Source organism: Myxococcales bacterium (assembly GCA_016720545.1).
Lineage (GTDB): Bacteria > Myxococcota_A > Polyangia > Polyangiales > Polyangiaceae > JAAFHV01.
In genome coordinates, this window is the sequence record JADKKK010000035.1 from 195,220 (window position 1) to 210,074 (window position 14,855).

12 protein-coding genes are annotated in these 14,855 nt (G+C 72.0%); 5 read left to right on the forward strand and 7 right to left on the reverse strand.

The window, feature by feature from the left end; translation table 11 throughout:
* Nucleotides 1–124 precede the first annotated feature (124 nt).
* On the forward strand, nucleotides 125–838 hold the full coding sequence (locus IPQ09_29430) for a hypothetical protein (GenBank protein MBL0198269.1): 714 nt from the start codon (nucleotides 125–127) through the stop codon (nucleotides 836–838).
* A 259-nt stretch (nucleotides 839–1,097) separates the two neighbouring features.
* On the opposite strand, the gene IPQ09_29435 is transcribed toward IPQ09_29430, so the two are convergent.
* From IPQ09_29435 to IPQ09_29445, 3 genes are all read right to left on the reverse strand, one after another.
* Nucleotides 1,098–1,664, reverse strand: coding sequence for a Uma2 family endonuclease (locus tag IPQ09_29435; GenBank protein MBL0198270.1), 567 nt, complete (start codon nucleotides 1,662–1,664; stop codon nucleotides 1,098–1,100).
* A 61-nt stretch (nucleotides 1,665–1,725) separates the two neighbouring features.
* Complete coding sequence (locus tag IPQ09_29440; protein ID MBL0198271.1) at nucleotides 1,726–2,385, reverse strand: hypothetical protein; 660 nt, start codon at nucleotides 2,383–2,385, stop codon at nucleotides 1,726–1,728.
* Between the two features lie 71 nt (nucleotides 2,386–2,456).
* On the reverse strand, nucleotides 2,457–3,317 hold the full coding sequence (locus IPQ09_29445) for a hypothetical protein (protein MBL0198272.1): 861 nt from the start codon (nucleotides 3,315–3,317) through the stop codon (nucleotides 2,457–2,459).
* Between the two features lie 351 nt (nucleotides 3,318–3,668).
* On the opposite strand from IPQ09_29445, the gene IPQ09_29450 reads away from it, so the two are divergent.
* The 4 genes from IPQ09_29450 to IPQ09_29465 all read left to right on the forward strand — a co-directional run bounded on the left by IPQ09_29450 (nucleotide 3,669) and on the right by IPQ09_29465 (nucleotide 7,597).
* Entirely contained in the window at nucleotides 3,669–5,102 is a 1,434-nt protein-coding gene (locus IPQ09_29450; protein ID MBL0198273.1) for a deoxyribodipyrimidine photo-lyase, read from the forward strand.
* 98 nt (nucleotides 5,103–5,200) lie between these two features.
* Entirely contained in the window at nucleotides 5,201–6,061 is an 861-nt protein-coding gene (gene yghU, locus IPQ09_29455; protein ID MBL0198274.1) for a glutathione-dependent disulfide-bond oxidoreductase, read from the forward strand.
* A gap of 132 nt (nucleotides 6,062–6,193) precedes the next feature.
* Complete coding sequence (locus IPQ09_29460; GenBank protein MBL0198275.1) at nucleotides 6,194–7,096, forward strand: alpha/beta hydrolase; 903 nt, start codon at nucleotides 6,194–6,196, stop codon at nucleotides 7,094–7,096.
* A gap of 72 nt (nucleotides 7,097–7,168) precedes the next feature.
* Nucleotides 7,169–7,597, forward strand: coding sequence for a hypothetical protein (locus IPQ09_29465; protein MBL0198276.1), 429 nt, complete (start codon nucleotides 7,169–7,171; stop codon nucleotides 7,595–7,597).
* 23 nt (nucleotides 7,598–7,620) lie between these two features.
* Here IPQ09_29465 and IPQ09_29470 read toward each other — a convergent pair whose 3' ends face one another.
* The 4 genes from IPQ09_29470 to IPQ09_29485 all read right to left on the reverse strand — a co-directional run bounded on the left by IPQ09_29470 (nucleotide 7,621) and on the right by IPQ09_29485 (nucleotide 14,845).
* Nucleotides 7,621–8,790, reverse strand: coding sequence for a VWA domain-containing protein (locus tag IPQ09_29470; GenBank protein ID MBL0198277.1), 1,170 nt, complete (start codon nucleotides 8,788–8,790; stop codon nucleotides 7,621–7,623).
* 466 nt (nucleotides 8,791–9,256) lie between these two features.
* Entirely contained in the window at nucleotides 9,257–10,093 is an 837-nt protein-coding gene (locus IPQ09_29475; protein MBL0198278.1) for a hypothetical protein, read from the reverse strand.
* Nucleotides 10,094–10,187: 94 nt separating this feature from the next.
* Nucleotides 10,188–10,823, reverse strand: coding sequence for a hypothetical protein (locus IPQ09_29480; GenBank protein MBL0198279.1), 636 nt, complete (start codon nucleotides 10,821–10,823; stop codon nucleotides 10,188–10,190).
* Between the two features lie 110 nt (nucleotides 10,824–10,933).
* Entirely contained in the window at nucleotides 10,934–14,845 is a 3,912-nt protein-coding gene (locus tag IPQ09_29485) for a hypothetical protein (protein MBL0198280.1), read from the reverse strand.
* Nucleotides 14,846–14,855 lie beyond the last annotated feature (10 nt).

Sequence of the window (14,855 nt, forward strand, 5' to 3'; positions counted from 1 at the left end):
GGGCCGGCACCTTACACGATCCCGGGGCGGCCGAGCGCTCGGGGCCGGCCCGCGGCATGCGGAGCCTCGGGGCGGCGCGCGCCAGGCTCGCCACGTGGCGGAACTACGCTATTCTCGACGCTCGATGCCTACGTTGCTGAGCCTCCCCGTCGCCGCGGTGGTGCTGTTCGGCGCCCTCTTCGGCGGCGGAGGGCGGCCGACGCCCCCACCCGACGCCGTCACGCCGCGGTCTGCGAGCGACGAGGTGCTTGGTCTGCCCCTCGAGGAGCCTCGCGCGAAGGCCGAGGTGTGGGCCACGCGCGCGTGGCCGCTCCACGTGCGAAACCCGAACACGAACCGCACCGCCGACGTGCGGGTGTACACCGACCTCGGCAAGGTCGACCCCGAGGCGCTGCGCGCCTTCGTCGCGGTGGTGAACCCCGACGGAGAGCCGCTCGAGCCGAGGGTGCTCTTGCTCGTCGCGCGCGCCGCGTACGCCTTAGGCGCCAGCGGCGTCGAGGTGATCAGCGGTCACCGCCAGGAGGCGCGCGGGACGAGCAGGCATCACACCGACGAGGCGCTCGACTTCAAGCTCGATCGCGTCGACTCCGGCCTGCTGGCCGCCCACCTTCGCGGCTATGGCCACGTGGGCGTGGGAGTCTATACCCACCCGCGCACCCATTACGTGCACCTCGACACGCGCGAGAAGAGCTTCCACTGGATCGACGCCTCGCCCCCCGGCAAGACCTGGCGCGAGCAGGGCATCACGAGCCTGAAGGCCGACGAGCGCGATCGGAGCTGGCGCGACGAAGACGACCTGCCGCGCTTCCTAGGCGTCGCGGTCCCGCGGCGACGCTAGCAGCCTGTTGATTTACGGACCGAGGCCCGGCGTCGTCCGCGCCCGGCCCGCCAAGGCGCGATCCGAGGAGCGCGCGGAGCGTGTTCCAGGTGGGCGTTTCTAGGTGAGCACGCACCGCAGGATCGCAACGACGGCGGTCGGGATGCGGCGGCGACGGGCCGACGGGAGTAAATCAACGGGCTGCTAAGCTAAGTCAGCGAGGATTTGGCTCGCTTCGGCCGCTCGTCCGCGAGCTCATTGGGATCGAATCGTCGGTGGGTCAGCGCAGCCAGAGGACGGCGAGATCGAGCTCGATGGCGTCGAAGGGCTCGGCGCGCACGCGCTCGTCGTCGGCGTACGTCGCGAGGAGCCGGTAGGTGGGCCCGTCGAGAGAGAGGACCTCGAGCGTGCGCGCGACAGGCTCGATGAGCCACACGTGCTGGACGCGCTCGCGCTGGTATACCGGGAGCTTCTTTCGCCGATCGTGGCGCTGCGTCGAAGGCGACAGCACCTCGCACACCCAGTCGGGGCGGAGCGTGAAGAACGCCGCGTGGGGCATCTCGGGCATCGACTCGCGCCGCCAGCCGCCGAGATCGGGGACCAAGATGTCGGGCTCGGGTCCGAGGTGGAGCTCGGGCTCGTAGAGGAGGACCCAGCCACCCGGGCCGCCTCGACCGCGCTTGAACGGGGGCCCGAGCTCTTCGCCGAGCGTGGTCGCGGCCTGCGCGTGGGGAGACGCCGGGCGGGGGTGGAGCACAAGCTCGCCGTCGATAACCTCGGCGACCTTGTGCGGAGGTGCGTCGAGGACATCTTGGTAGGTTGCACGTTTTCTTGCGGGCTCACCCATCCCCTCAGCGTACGCGATGGGCAGCGCCCCGGCGAGGGCGTCCACGGCCGACCTCGAGCCGCTACTCGCCGACCTCGAGCGTCGCGAGGAGCCGCTCGAGCAGCGTGATGAGATCGCCCGCGAGCCCCATCGGCGCCGAGCGCGACTCGGTGAGCGCGTCGCGGAGGCGCTCGGCCGCGGCCTTCATCGAGGCCTTCTCGCGGGCCACCCGGTCGGGCTCGCTCGGCGGGAAGATCGTGGGCGCGAAGTGCTTCGACAGGGTCGGCATGGACACCGGGTGCTCGAGCACCTTCTTGCGCAGCTCGTCCATCACCTCGGGCGGGGCGTCGTGGCGCTCTTCCGCGCGGCGCAGGAAGTCCACCGAGTCGTAGCTCGGGATCTTCTGCGTGAGGCCGTCGCGCTCCATCACGTCGGGCGCGCGCTCCTTCAAAAACAGAAACGATCCCGTGAGCTTGTCGACGGTCTCCTGGCGGAGGCGCAGCTCCTTCTTCGTGTAGTCCTCGAACGACGCGTAGCCCCAGGCCTCGTAGCTGCGCTTCTTCCGCGCCCGCACGAGCGCCTCGGCGAGCTCGAGCCAGCCGGTCTTGAAGAGGCGCGCCCGGCGCAACATGTCGGCGCGCTCGGGATCGGCTCTGTGCGCCTGCTCCGACGCCTCGAGCTCGGCGACCGTCCCTCGCGAGGCGGGACGGGGCGCGTCGGCGGGGCTGTGCGAAGGCGGCATCGTCGCGGGATACTGCGCTTCGAGCCCGGCGGGAAGGGGCAGCGCGTCTCTCCTCGTTCGTCGCTGGCGCGTCAGTAGCGGTGAACGAGCGGCGTGACCTCGCTGCACGGGCGGCACATGGTCGAGGCGACGCCCGTGTTTCGCCGGGAGCGCCCCGCGACCGCCTTGAAGACGGGGCCGCTCACGTCCTCGTCGCACTGGAGGCATGCGTTGAGGGCGCCGTCCGGCTCGTTGTAGGGCTTGGTGAGCGCCGCGACGCAGGGGCCGAGGCAGCGCGCGCGGGTGTGGTCGGTGTTGTACGACCAGACCTGCGCGCAGGGGCGGTCGAACCCGAGCGCCTCGAGGCACGCGAGCTGCGCGGCCTTGTCGTTTCCGTGTTTCACGCCGCAGTCGCGGACCGGCGCGGTGAGGTCGGGGCGACGGATGTACACGGCGAGATCGCGCAGCGGCGAGCAGAGCCCGCACGCGCCGACGTGGGTGATCTGCGCCCCCGCGGCCTTGGCCGCCGCGGGCGAGTCGTAGGTGCGGAGGCGGTAGCTCTTTGCGGGCGCCGGCTCGCGGAGCACGGCGCACACCGCGTCGGCCGATCCGGTAGCGGCCGGCGGCGAGGCGTACGGATCGGCCTTGAGCTCCCCAGGCGCATCGAGCAGCGTGAGCGACTCGAGCGCGGCCAGATCGGCCTCGGTGTAGTCGGGCTGCTCGAACGGGGTCGCCGCGCACGTGCACCGCGGCGCGCACTCGGCCTCGGAGAGCCCCGTCTGTGGGCCAGGCCGGCCGAACATCGCCGTGCAAGGCGCCGACGCGTCGGAGGTTTGCCCTGCGGGGTCGGCGCGGCAAGCGACGAGCGCCATCGCGAGGACCACCGCTCGGACCGTCCCACGTGAGACGGAGCGCGACCGCGCGACCGCGAGGGCCTTGGGCGAGGGGCGCATGGATCGAGTCTTATGCCATTCTTCGGGACGCGGCAGACGAATCACGCCCCTTTCGTTCGTTGGTGGCGAATGGCCACGACGGCGGCGCACCGGCACCTCGCCGTCCGTCGAGCGGGACGGGCTTCAGCGCGGCGCACATCATGCGCCGTCGAAGCCCCAGATCGCCACCGGGCCAGTTCCTCCAGAGATTCGTAACCGGTGCGCGGACCCCATTTCGCGCGTGTGATGCGCGTCTTCCGACGAGGGGGGAGCCGGACCGCGCCGGCGAAGCATGGCTACGTCGCCAACATCCTCGACCAGGCTGAAACCGGCTGAACCCTCTCGCCTCCTCGTGGCATCGTAGGCTCCGACATGCGCACCCTCGTCTGGTTTCGTGGCAAAGACCTGCGCGTGAGCGATCACGCGCCGCTTCGCCGCGCGGCGGCGGCGGGCGAGGTCGTGCCCCTCTTCGTGCTCGACCCGTATTTCTTCGCCCCCGAGCGCGCGCGCGAGCTGCCGCATCGCATGCAGTTTCTCCTCGAGTCGCTCGCGTCGCTCGCGCAGAACCTCGCCCACGCGGGCACGCGGCTCCTGCTGGTGGAGGGCCGGAGCGACGAGGTCGTGCCTCGCCTCGCGCGTGAGCTCGCGGTCGATCGCGTGGTCGCGCAGGCGTGGACCGAGCCGCTCGGGCGCGCCCGAGATCGCCGCGTGCGCGCGCGCCTCACCGTGCCGCTCGAGCTCTTGGACGGCGAGCTGCTCGCGGCGCATGGCGCGGTGCGGACGGGAGGCGGCGGACCGTTCTCGGTGTTCACGCCCTTCGCGCGCGCGTTTCGGCGCGACGTGGCGATAGGCCCGTGTCTGCCATCGCCGCGCACGCTCCCGCCGCTGCCCGAGGCGGCCCGCGCCGTGCGCACGCGGGAGGTCCCCACGCTCGCCGAGCTCGGCCTCACCGAGAACCCTCGCCTCCTCCGGGGCGGCGAGCGCGCGGCCCGCGCGCGCCTCGAGGCCTTCGTGGCCACTCGGCTCGAGGCGTACGCGAGCGGCCGCGATCTCCTCGGCGTCGACGGCACGAGCCGCCTCTCCCAGGATCTCAAGTTCGGCGTGCTCTCGCCGCGCACCGTGTGGAACGCGGTGACCGCCGCCTCGGCCGAGGCGCCGGCGCGCATCGAAGAGGGCGCCGACAAGCTCACGAACGAGCTGCTCTGGCGCGAGTTCACCCACCACGTGGTCGACGCGCGCCCCGAGGTCCTGACCGAGCCGTTCAAGCCGGCCTTCCGCCGCTTCCCGTGGCGCGACGACGAGGCCTCCTGGGCCGCGTGGCGGGACGGCCGCACCGGCTACCCGGTGGTGGACGCCGCGGCGCGGGAGCTCTTGGCCACGGGCTTCGTGCACAACCGCGCGCGCATGATCACCGCGAGCTTCCTCACGAAGCACCTCCTGCTCTCGTACACCCGAGGCGAGGCGCACTACCTGCGCTACCTGACCGACGGCGACTGGATCCAGAACAACGCAGGCTGGCAGTGGTCGGCGGGGTGCGGGTGCGACGCGCAGCCGTATTTTCGCGTCTTCAACCCCATCACGCAGGGACAGAAGTTCGACCCCGACGGCGCGTACGTAAAACGCTGGCTGCCAGAGCTCGCGCGATTGGATGCAAAGCACATCCACGCGCCGTGGCTCGCGCCCGCCCTCTCCCTTCGGGCCGCGGGGCTCCGCCTGGGAGAGAGCTACCCGCACCCCATCGTGGACCACGCCACGGCCCGGGAGCGCTTCCTCGCGACAGCCAAAGCGGCGCTGTCGCCCAGCTGAGCGAAAGGAGCGGCCGGCCGCCGGGCGCGCGCAATCCCTGTGGTTGGTCGACGGGCTGCTAGGGTGGACGCGATCGCTACCCCTGATCGGAGCCATGAATGACGGACGACGCTGCCTCGTACACGCCCTCGAAGGTCTGGACCTGGAACCGCGAGATGGGAGGGCGGTTCGCGGGCGTGAACCGCCCGACCGCGGGGGCACGGGCCGACGTCGAGCTGCCCGTCGGACGCCACCCGCTGCAGCTCTATTCGCAGGCGACGCCCAACGGCGTGAAGGTGACCGTGATGCTCGAGGAGCTCCTCGCGCTCGGGCACAGGGGCGCCGAGTACGACGCCTGGTTCATTTCGATCGACGACGGTGCGCAGTTCGGGAGCGGCTTCGTGGCGGTGAACCCGAACTCCAAGATCCCCGCGCTCATGGACCGCAGCGGTCCCGAGCCCATCCGGGTCTTCGAGTCCGGGGCGATCTTGCTCTATCTGGCGGAGAAGTTCGGCGCCTTCCTGCCGAAGGAGCCCGGCAAGCGCGCGGAGTGCCTGTCGTGGCTCTTCTGGCAAATGGGCAGCGCGCCCTACCTCGGCGGCGGACTCGGCCACTTCTACGCCTATGCGCCGACGAAGATCGAATACGCGATCGACCGCTATGCGATGGAGGTGAAGCGACAGCTCGACGTGCTGAACCGTCGACTCGCAGAGACCGCGTATCTCACGGGCGACGAGTACACCGTCGCGGACGTCGCCGTGTGGCCTTGGTATGGCGCGCTCGTGAGGGGCCTCCTCTACGGCGTTGGGGAGTTCTTGCAGGTGACGAGCTACACCCACGTCGTGCGATGGGCGGAGCTCATCGCGCTGCGCCCGGCGGTCCAGCGCGGCAGGAGGGTCAATCGTGTGTGGGGGGCCCTCGAGGGCCAGCTCCGCGAGCGCCACGACGCGTCCGACTTCGACCCCCCATCGACGCCGTAGGCGCGCGCGGAAGCGGCGCGTGACCGGGAGTGCCCTCCCCCGCGAACTGAGCCGCGTCGACGGTGCTCGACGCGGTAGGGCTTGCGCCGGCGAGGGAAGGCGGGTCTCCTCTCGGTGGAGGTCGTTCGCCCTATGCCCAAGGTCCCGCTCCGCGACGGGCGCTCGCTGCACGTACACGTGGTAGGGCGGGGCGGTCCCGGCCGCACGGTCGTGATGCTGCACGGCTTCGGCATGCACGGGGCCATGTGGCTGCCCCTCGTGGCGCCCCTCGCGCACAAGTACCGGTTCGTGCTGCCCGACCTGCGCGGCTTCGGGCGGTCGCATGGGGTCGACTACGGGCACGCCGACGTGATCGGAGGGCACGCCGACGACGTGGAAGACCTCCTCGAGCACCTCGGCGAGGAGCGCGTGTTGCTCGGCGGCCTCTCGATGGGGGCGCTCACGGCGCTCGCGCTCGCGGCGCGCGGCGGCTTCCGGCGAGTCGCCGGCTACGTGCACATCGACCAGGCCGCGCGCATCCAGAACGATGCACACTACACCCATGGCCTCTTCGGCCCCGAGCAGCCGGCGCGGTTCGCGGAGATGCGCGCGCTGCTTGGCGAGGTCGATCCGCTCCGTGACCGGCCCTTCGATGCCCTCCCCGCCCGGCTCCGCGAGCGGGTCCGCGGGGCGTTCGCGAAATTCCTCCGCTCGGCCTTCCGCCCCGCCTGGCTGAAGACCGCGACCGGCGCGGTCCACCGCGAAGCGCTGGCCAGGCGCGTCTTTCCGGTCGCGAACTGGCCAATCTACATGGACTGCCTCCGAGCTTATCTGGAGCAGGACTACGACTTCCGTGACGCCTTGGTCGACACGCGAACTCCGGTAACCTTCATGGTGGGCGAGGCCTCGGAGATGTACCCGGCCGAGGGCCAACTCGAGCTCGCGCGGTCGGTGCCCGGCGCCACCGTCGTGCGCTTCCCGGGCGTGGGGCACGCCATCCCCGTGGAGGCGCCCTGGGCCTTCGTCCGCGCCCTCTCCCGCGCGCTCGACACCTGACGAGGGTCGAGCCGGGTGATGGGCCTTCTTTTTGGGTTTCCCGCCGCGACCAAGCGGCGATACCACTCAGGGATGCGCAACCTCATGCTCTCGTGCCTCGCGATCTCTTCCCTGCTCGTCTCGAGCGCGGCGAGCGCGGACATCCCCCCGGGTCCGAGCCCAACCAACCCTTCCGCCCCGGCGCGCCCCACTCCATGTGGCACGAACGAGAACGCTGCCGCGTCTTCCTGCTCGGGGAAGAACGTCGGCGAAGCGTGCACGCTGGCCAGCGGCGCAAGCGGCGAGTGCCAGGCGCTCCGATGCACGACCGAGGCGGGCACGACCCTCCTCGCTTGCGCGTCGCCCGCCCCCGGCGCGGATGCCGGCACCTCGGGCCCGGTGAGCAGCTCGTCGAACTGCGCGGTCCACGCGCCCGGCGCGCACACCGTCGGCGCGGGCGGCGCGGGCCTCACGCTGCTCGGCCTCGCCGTGGCGGTCGCGGGCCGCCGCCGGCGCCGCTGACACGCCAGGGTGCTCGAGCTCGCTCAGGCGGGCGTCGGGCACCCGTAGACGATGTCGACCGCCTTGATGGTGCCCGCCTGCAGGTCGGTACACACCTGGCCGTAGAGGGTGACCTGGTTGGTCACCGGATCGTACTCCCAGCCGTTCGCCTTGTTCGGGTCGCGCGACACGGGCTTCGTCTTGTCGACGAACACGTAGAGCTTCGTAGGATCGGGCGGGGTCGTGCCGAGCTTGAACGTGCACGAGAGAGTGAGCGCCGCGATCGCCTTCAGCGCCGCGTCGAGCGAGGCCTTGTCGCCCGCGTTGTAGAACTTGGTAGCCCCGCTGAGCGGCGCGCCGCCCGCGACGGCGAACTGGTTCAGCGTGGGCACGTCGACGCCGCTGCCGAAGCCGACGACGAAGGTCTTCACGCCCTTCCCCGCGAGCGCGGTGATCGCGGCCGTCGTGCCGGAATCGCCCCCGGCGGCGTTGCAGCCGGCCTGCGCGCCGTCGGACACCAGCATCGCGAAGCTCTTGCGGGTGGTGTCGCTGAAGCCGGGGTCGGTAGCCGCCTGGGTCATGCCGGTGTCGATGTTGGTCACGCAGGGCCCGTCGGGGAAGTTGGGATCCGCGGCCTTTAGCGCGCTCGTGAGCATCGTCTGGATCTTGGTCTCGTTCGTGGGCCCGACCGGCACCGGCAGCGCGGCGGCCTGCGTACAGCTGTTGGCGTCGGTATCCGGGAACATGGTGAGGCCGAAGCGAATCTTGCCGTTGTAGGAGGTGGTGAGCGTCTTCAGCGCGTCCACCGCGATCTCCCACTTCGTCTGCGCGCCCACCTTGTTGGTCATCGAGCACGAGCGGTCGAGCACGACCAGCAGGTTCGGGGGCACGGGCTCGGCCGAGATCGCCTGCGAGCCACAACCGCCGCCGGGCACGCAGGTGAGCGTCTTGGGATCGCAGACCTTGCCCTTCTCGCAGTCGAGGGTGTCGTCGCAGGCCGCGCCGCTGAGGCAGCGGCCCTTCGAGCTGCAGCGCTCGGGGGCGACGCACGCGGGGCTGCACGCGCCCGGCGCAGGGGGCGGCGCGACGCCGTCGGGGAAGCTGCCCGAGTCGGGATCGGTGGGGAAGACCGTGACGCCGTCCCCCTCGGTGCTGCCGCACGCGGCGACGATGAGAGCCACACCTGCCACCACCGAGAGAGCGCGCAGCTTCATGCTCGAAGCATACCCGCCCGGGGGCGCCTCGCCCGATGACATTTCGCACGCGCCGCCCGAGGGAGCTCCGCCCGAGGCCGGCTCGTGCTCGCGGCCGATCCTGGTCGGGCTCGACCTCTGCCTCGCAGTCTCTCTGGGTGGTGGCGTACACGACCCGATGCCCCGCGAACGCGGGGCGCAGGCGGAGCAGCTCCATCCAGTGCCCCCCAGACGAGGCCACGGCGAGGATACTTCTGCGGACCGCGGGGGCCCGCGGGTCGAACGGCGTGGAGGCGGAGTGCGCCAACGTCGGAGGAGTTGTTGCCATGACTCCACCTCAGCAACATCCGTACTCCGCAGCTCATGCGGCAAAGGCCGGCTCCACGGGTCGGCAGGGTGTGCAGTGCCTTGCACCCTTGCGCCGATCCCTGCGCGGCGCGCTCCGAGAGCGGCACGCGCCCCTGCCGCGCCCCCGCCGCTCGCCCGCTCAGCCGGCCGGTGCGCGTCCGCCGTCGGCCGCTCCCGCTCGAGCGCCCGCCGCGCGGACGCCGTAGAAGTAATACCCGCGGCCGAGCGCGCCGATGGGGTAGGTGCCGTACGTCCACGTGAACGCGTCGCCCAGCGGCGCCACCATCACGCGGAGCTCGTCTTCCGTGTAGACGCGCAGCGTGCTCACGAGGCCGTCCCAGACCGACGCGACCAGCGCGGTCGGTGTCGCCCAGGTGAGCCAGGCCTTCGCGAGCTTCCTGCGCGGCGCGAGCGCGGGGTTCGCGTAGAGCCCAAGGAGCCCTGGCACCGCGAACGCCGCGAAGAGCAGCGGGTTGCGCTCGAACCCCTCGGCGACGAACACGCCCGGGGAGCGCTCGCACGCGCCGCGCAGGATGGCGCCGGCGAGGTCGGGGGAAAAATGGTGAAGAGCGTTGATGATCACCCGGACGCGGCCCGCGCCGAGGTCCGCGGGGATGCGCGTGGCGTCGACCGACGACGCCTCGTACTCGACCACGCCAGGGTGCGCCGACGCGAGGCGGGCCCACGCGTCCGGGTGGGGGTGCAGGTCGGTCAGCAAGAACCGCGGCGCCCGTGCGCCTTGCCGGGCGAGCTCGCGCGCGAGGATCGCGGCGGGGCCGCCGGCGCCCGAACAGAGGTCGAGCACGGAGTCCGCGCCCGCCCGGTCGAGGAAGTCCGAGAAGGGGCCGGCGAGGCCCCGGAGCATACGCCCCCAGGTGAGCGCGCGGCTCAGGGCCTCGACGATCGACTCGCGGAGCGCCGGCGGTGCCCAGGCGCTGTCGTTGAACTCGAAGAGCTGGGCGCGCGGTAGAGCCATGGGGCGCGAGGGTATCGTCCGGGCTCCCGAAGCGCGACCCTCGCGTGCCCATGACACATCCTGCCCCCCCCCGAGCCTCGTGCGGCGCTCCGGCTCAGCGGAGCTTCGCCTGCAGGCGCGCCACTCCAGCGCGGAGCACGGTGTCGAGCGCCTCTCCGAACGGGGTCTTGTTCTTCACGGCCACGGAGAGGTCGAGGCCCCCGGCGGACGCGCTCAGGCCGGCCTTGTCGGCGGGCACCGTCGCGTGCACGACCTCGGCGGCGAGCACCTGCCCCGACTCCACGTCCACCACGCGCAGGTTGAGCGTGAGCGCGGCGTACGAGCGGCCCGCGTCGATGCCGGGCAATCCCGGGATCTTGAGCGCGAGCTCGGCCCCCTTCACGTCGGGCTCGAAGGCGTCGACGTCGCCAAGGACGAAGCGCGAGACACCCAAAATCTTCCCCTGCTTGGCGAAGCTGCCTTTGCAGTCGAAATACACCTTGTCGGGGTTCGAGTCCGAGCAGAGCTTGAGCTCGCCAATCAGCGCCGAGATCTGCGCGCGCTCCACGAGAGTGAAGCAGCCTGTGCCCGAGAGCGCGGCCACCACCAGATCGTCGCTCCCGTCGAGGAGGAGGTCGCGCTTGGTCTTGTTGCGCAGCGGCACGACGCCGAAGGTGCCTGCGACCGGGGCGCTCGCGCACCGCGCGCCCGGAGCCGCGGGAGCTTCGGGAGCAGGCGCCTTGACGACCACTCCACCGCCTTCACCCCCGCACGAGATCGTGAGGCCGAGTCCGAGGAGAAGAAGCGCGAGGCGCGCGCGGGCGCGAGCACGAACGGAAGCGGGGTCAGCCAAAGGAGGGATCATGGGGTTCCTGACAAGAGGTTCTGAACGGAGAGCTCGGGCGCCTTGGCGCACGCGTTCTCGAAGTGGAGGGTCGCGAACTTCGGGCCCTCGGTCCACGCGCCGTCGTCGTAGTCGGCGGTGCAGAGGGCACGCGCGCGGCCCGCCGCCTCGCGCTTCAGCTTCCCCTCGGCGCACTGCGCGAGCTTCATGTCGACGGCCGCGGCGAGGTCGAGGGCGCGCGCGCGCGTGCAGGGCGCCTCCAGCCTGGCCCCGTCGGTGAGGGCCTTCATCCAAACCTTCGCGTGGGGAGCGAGCAGCTTGTCGGCCGCCGCCCAGTCGCGCGCGAGCCCGAGCGCGACCGCGGCGTCGGACAGCGCGAGGGCGTGGACGACCGTCGACCGCGGGCTCATGCGCTCCACGGTCGCGGCCATCGCCTTGTACGCGGCGCCCGAGGCGCGCCAGTCCTTCGCCTCGGTCGCCAGACGCGCGGCGTAGAGGTCGTAGCGGTACGCCTGCGCGGGGGCGCGCTGCGCGGCGGCCCGGCCCGCCTCGAGGAAGTAGCGCTCGGCCTCCACGTCGTGGGCGAGCCGCGCGGTCTTGGCGACTCCCGGGTATTCGAAAGATCGCCAGTAGTCGCTCGCCCCGTGGGCCGCGTCGAACTCTCGCCAGAGCGCGACGGAGCGCTTCGGATCGAACCGCGCAGCGGAGGAAGCAAACGATGCCTGGTACGACACGAACTGGTACGCGTCGGGCTGCTGTCGCACGTAGTAGTCGCGAATGTCCTCGAGCATGCGGTCGAACGTCGGCACGTCGCCGACCTCGGCCGCCAAGACCCCGATGTGGGTGCGAAGGCGATACCGCTCGGTGATGCCCGAGGCGGGGTCGAACTCGGGCAGCACCTCGCGGCCGCGCGCGATCGCGCTCCGCACGCGCTCCTTGTCCGCGTAGCTCCGCGCGCCTCGAATCAGGTAAGCGCCAATGCCCATCACGCACTCGGCCCGATCGCGCGCGGAGCTGCCTGCGAGGCCCCAGCACGCGTCGGCGAGGGCCCAGAGCTCGGTCTCGCTGTCTGCGCGCTCCATGAGCTGGCGCTCGGCGAACGCCGCCTCCGTGGTCGACTTCGCTTCGACGAAGAGATCGCGCGCGAGGCCGAGCTCGCGCTTGCGCTCGGCGGGGTCCTTCGTCTCGCTGGCCGCGCTGCGGTGCAGGAGCGCCGCGAGCATGGGGAACTCGGCGCTGTCTTTGAAGGACGCGGCCCAGCCGAGGGCGGCGCGGATCACCTCCTGAGCGCCGGGCGTCCCCGGGGGGAGCCTGCCCACGGCCCGCGCGGCGTCGCGAAGCCGACCGGACGCCACCAGCGCGTCGAGGCGACCGCGCACGTCTCTCATGTGCTGGGCGGCGACAGGGTTCTTCGCCATCATCTCGTTCGTGCTGCCGCGGTACGTGTGCCAGAGCATCCCGCGGATCGCCCAGAGCAGATCGACGCGGGAGTCGAGCGATCGGAGAGGGTCCCCTGCCTTGTCGAGCACCGTCACACGGCGGAGCGCGAGGCGCACGTGCTCGGTGCTCCCGTCCGTGTGCGTGCCGTCGTCGTAGAGCCGGGCGGCGCGCTCGAGCGCGGTCGCGGACGCCTCGAAGGCGCCCTGACCGTCGAGTTCTTGGGAGAGCTTCACGAGGCGAGCGACGCCCTCGCCGAAGTCGCGCCCCGCCTTCCAGGCGGCGTCCTCGGCCATGTACACGGTCCACGCGTAGCGCGCGGGAGCCCCCTTCCGAGCGAAGTCGACCTGCTTCGCGCGGAGCTCGGCGATGGCCTTCGGATTCTGCGCCGCCGCCTCCACCTCGAGGTCGAGCAGCGCGTCGGTCTGCCCGGGCGAGTCCTTCACGAACGCGGCCGCCGCGCGCAGGCGCTCCTTCGCCGCGCCAGGATTCTTCGCGCGCAGGTAGAGCCGTGCCTCGAACTTCGCGATCTCGCGGAGGAGATCGGGGGACTGGGTCCACTCGGCGACCTTCCGCGCCGCGCCCAGCACCTCGCGGGCCTTGTCCTCCGAGCCCTCGACCGTGAGCCAGTAGAGCTCCGTGAGGGCCCAGAAGGCGGACTGGAGGTTGGCCCCAGAGCCACGGAGCGGCGGGGCGGTGGCCGCGAGCACGGCCTCATAGGGCAGCTTGGCTCGCTCGAGGCGCTGGGTGATCGCGGCCCGCTTGTCTGTGAGGGTCGGCTCGCGCGGCGGGTTGAGGACGTCGGCGATCGCCACGTAGTAGTCGGCCTGCTGGCGAGACTCGCCGCGCGTGCGGTCGGCCCACTTGCGGAGCCCCGCCGCGAGCCCCTTGCGGTGCGCGGCGAGCACGAGCTTCTCGTCCTCCGACACCGTGCGCGCCGCGACCGTGGGCTTCGAGACCTTGGCGGCGCGCAAGAGCTCGTCGTCGAGGCGCGACTCCGGCTCGACCAGGGCGCCCGTAAGCTGCAGGATGGAAGAGAGGTGTGACTCGACGACCGAGAGCAGGCGCGCGTCGGCCTCCGACGGCTTGCCCGCGCCGCGAAGATCGTCAGCCACCGCGAAGAGCTGCGTGTCGAGCGTGCTGCCACCGACCCGCTCCGCGAGCTTCGCTGCGCGCGCGAACAGCTCGGTCCGGCGCGAGGGCACCGGCGTCGAGTACGCGGCGTTCCCGGCGTGGACCGCCGCGACGCGGAGGTTGCCGGAGGCCTCGCAGCGCTCCGCTATTTTCGTGTAGGCTGCATCGAGCTCGCTGCCGGCGGAGGCGAGGCGGGCGTCGCTGTCGAAGGCGACGTTCCCGTCCACCCAGCAGGAGAGCCACGCGCTCTTTCCTTCGGCGAGCCGCTTGGCGTGGGCGAGCGCGGCGGCGCGGCTCGGGTAGTGGACGCTGTCGACGGCGCTCGCGTAGACCACGAGCGCGCCGCCGAGGATCACCGGATCGCCGCACGTGGCGGCGAGCCGCACGGCCTCGCGGGCGTCGCCGAGCGCCGCGGGGCCCTCGGCGATGTTGATGGCCCTCGCGCGCTGGGTCGTCACGGCGGCACGATCACACGCGGCCGCGGCCGAGGCCGGCATGCGCGAGAGCACCTGGGAGGTCCGCGAGAGCGCCCACTCGGTCATGCCGAGGTCGAGCATCAGGCGGATGTACTCGGCCTCGAACCTGTACTGATCCGACGGCTCCGCCAGCGCCTTCGCGTAGAGCGGCTGCGCCTTCACGAGGTCGCCCTGGTACTGGAGCTCGCGGGCGCGGGTCGCGAGCGCGAGGGCGGCCGGGGCGAGCGGCTTCGCAGGCGGCGGCGAGGCCCCCACGACGCCCACCTTGTCGAGGATCTTCGCGACCGCCGCGTCGAGCTCCGGCCCGCCGGTCGCGCTCGCGTCGAGATCGAACTCCACGGTGGGCAGCACGACCGCGTCCTCCACGCGGACGGGCCGGATGACCGCGTGGAAGTGCGTGAGGTCGCGCTCGTGGAGCCCGCCGAGCACCAGGTACTCGGCGCCGACGAGCCGGCCGGTAGCGGCGAGCTTCTGCGCCCCTGCGCTCGAGACCTCGCCGCCACGGCGGAGCTCCTCGATGATCTTCGTGAGCTCGGAGCGCTCGAGCACGGAGACGCCTTCGGTGTGCGTGAGACGAGACGCGAAGAGCTCGGCGACCGAGCCGCCGAGGTACTGCCGCTCGCGCATGACCTCGGGCCGCGCGTGGAGCTGGAAGGGGGGCACGGCGACGCGGTGGGAGCCGCGGCCCCGCCCGAGCGAGGCCTTTCCCTTCAGCAGCGCCCCGAGCTCCTCTTCGGCCGAGAGGTTCTTGCCCTCGATGTCGGCGATGTCGGCGGCCACCTCGCGGACGGGCGCCTTCGGCGGCGCGCTCCCCTGGCAGGCCTGGCACCCCACGACGAGCCCCACGAGCGCCGTGCCTCGTCCCCACCCGAAGGTTCGCATTTCGTCAGTC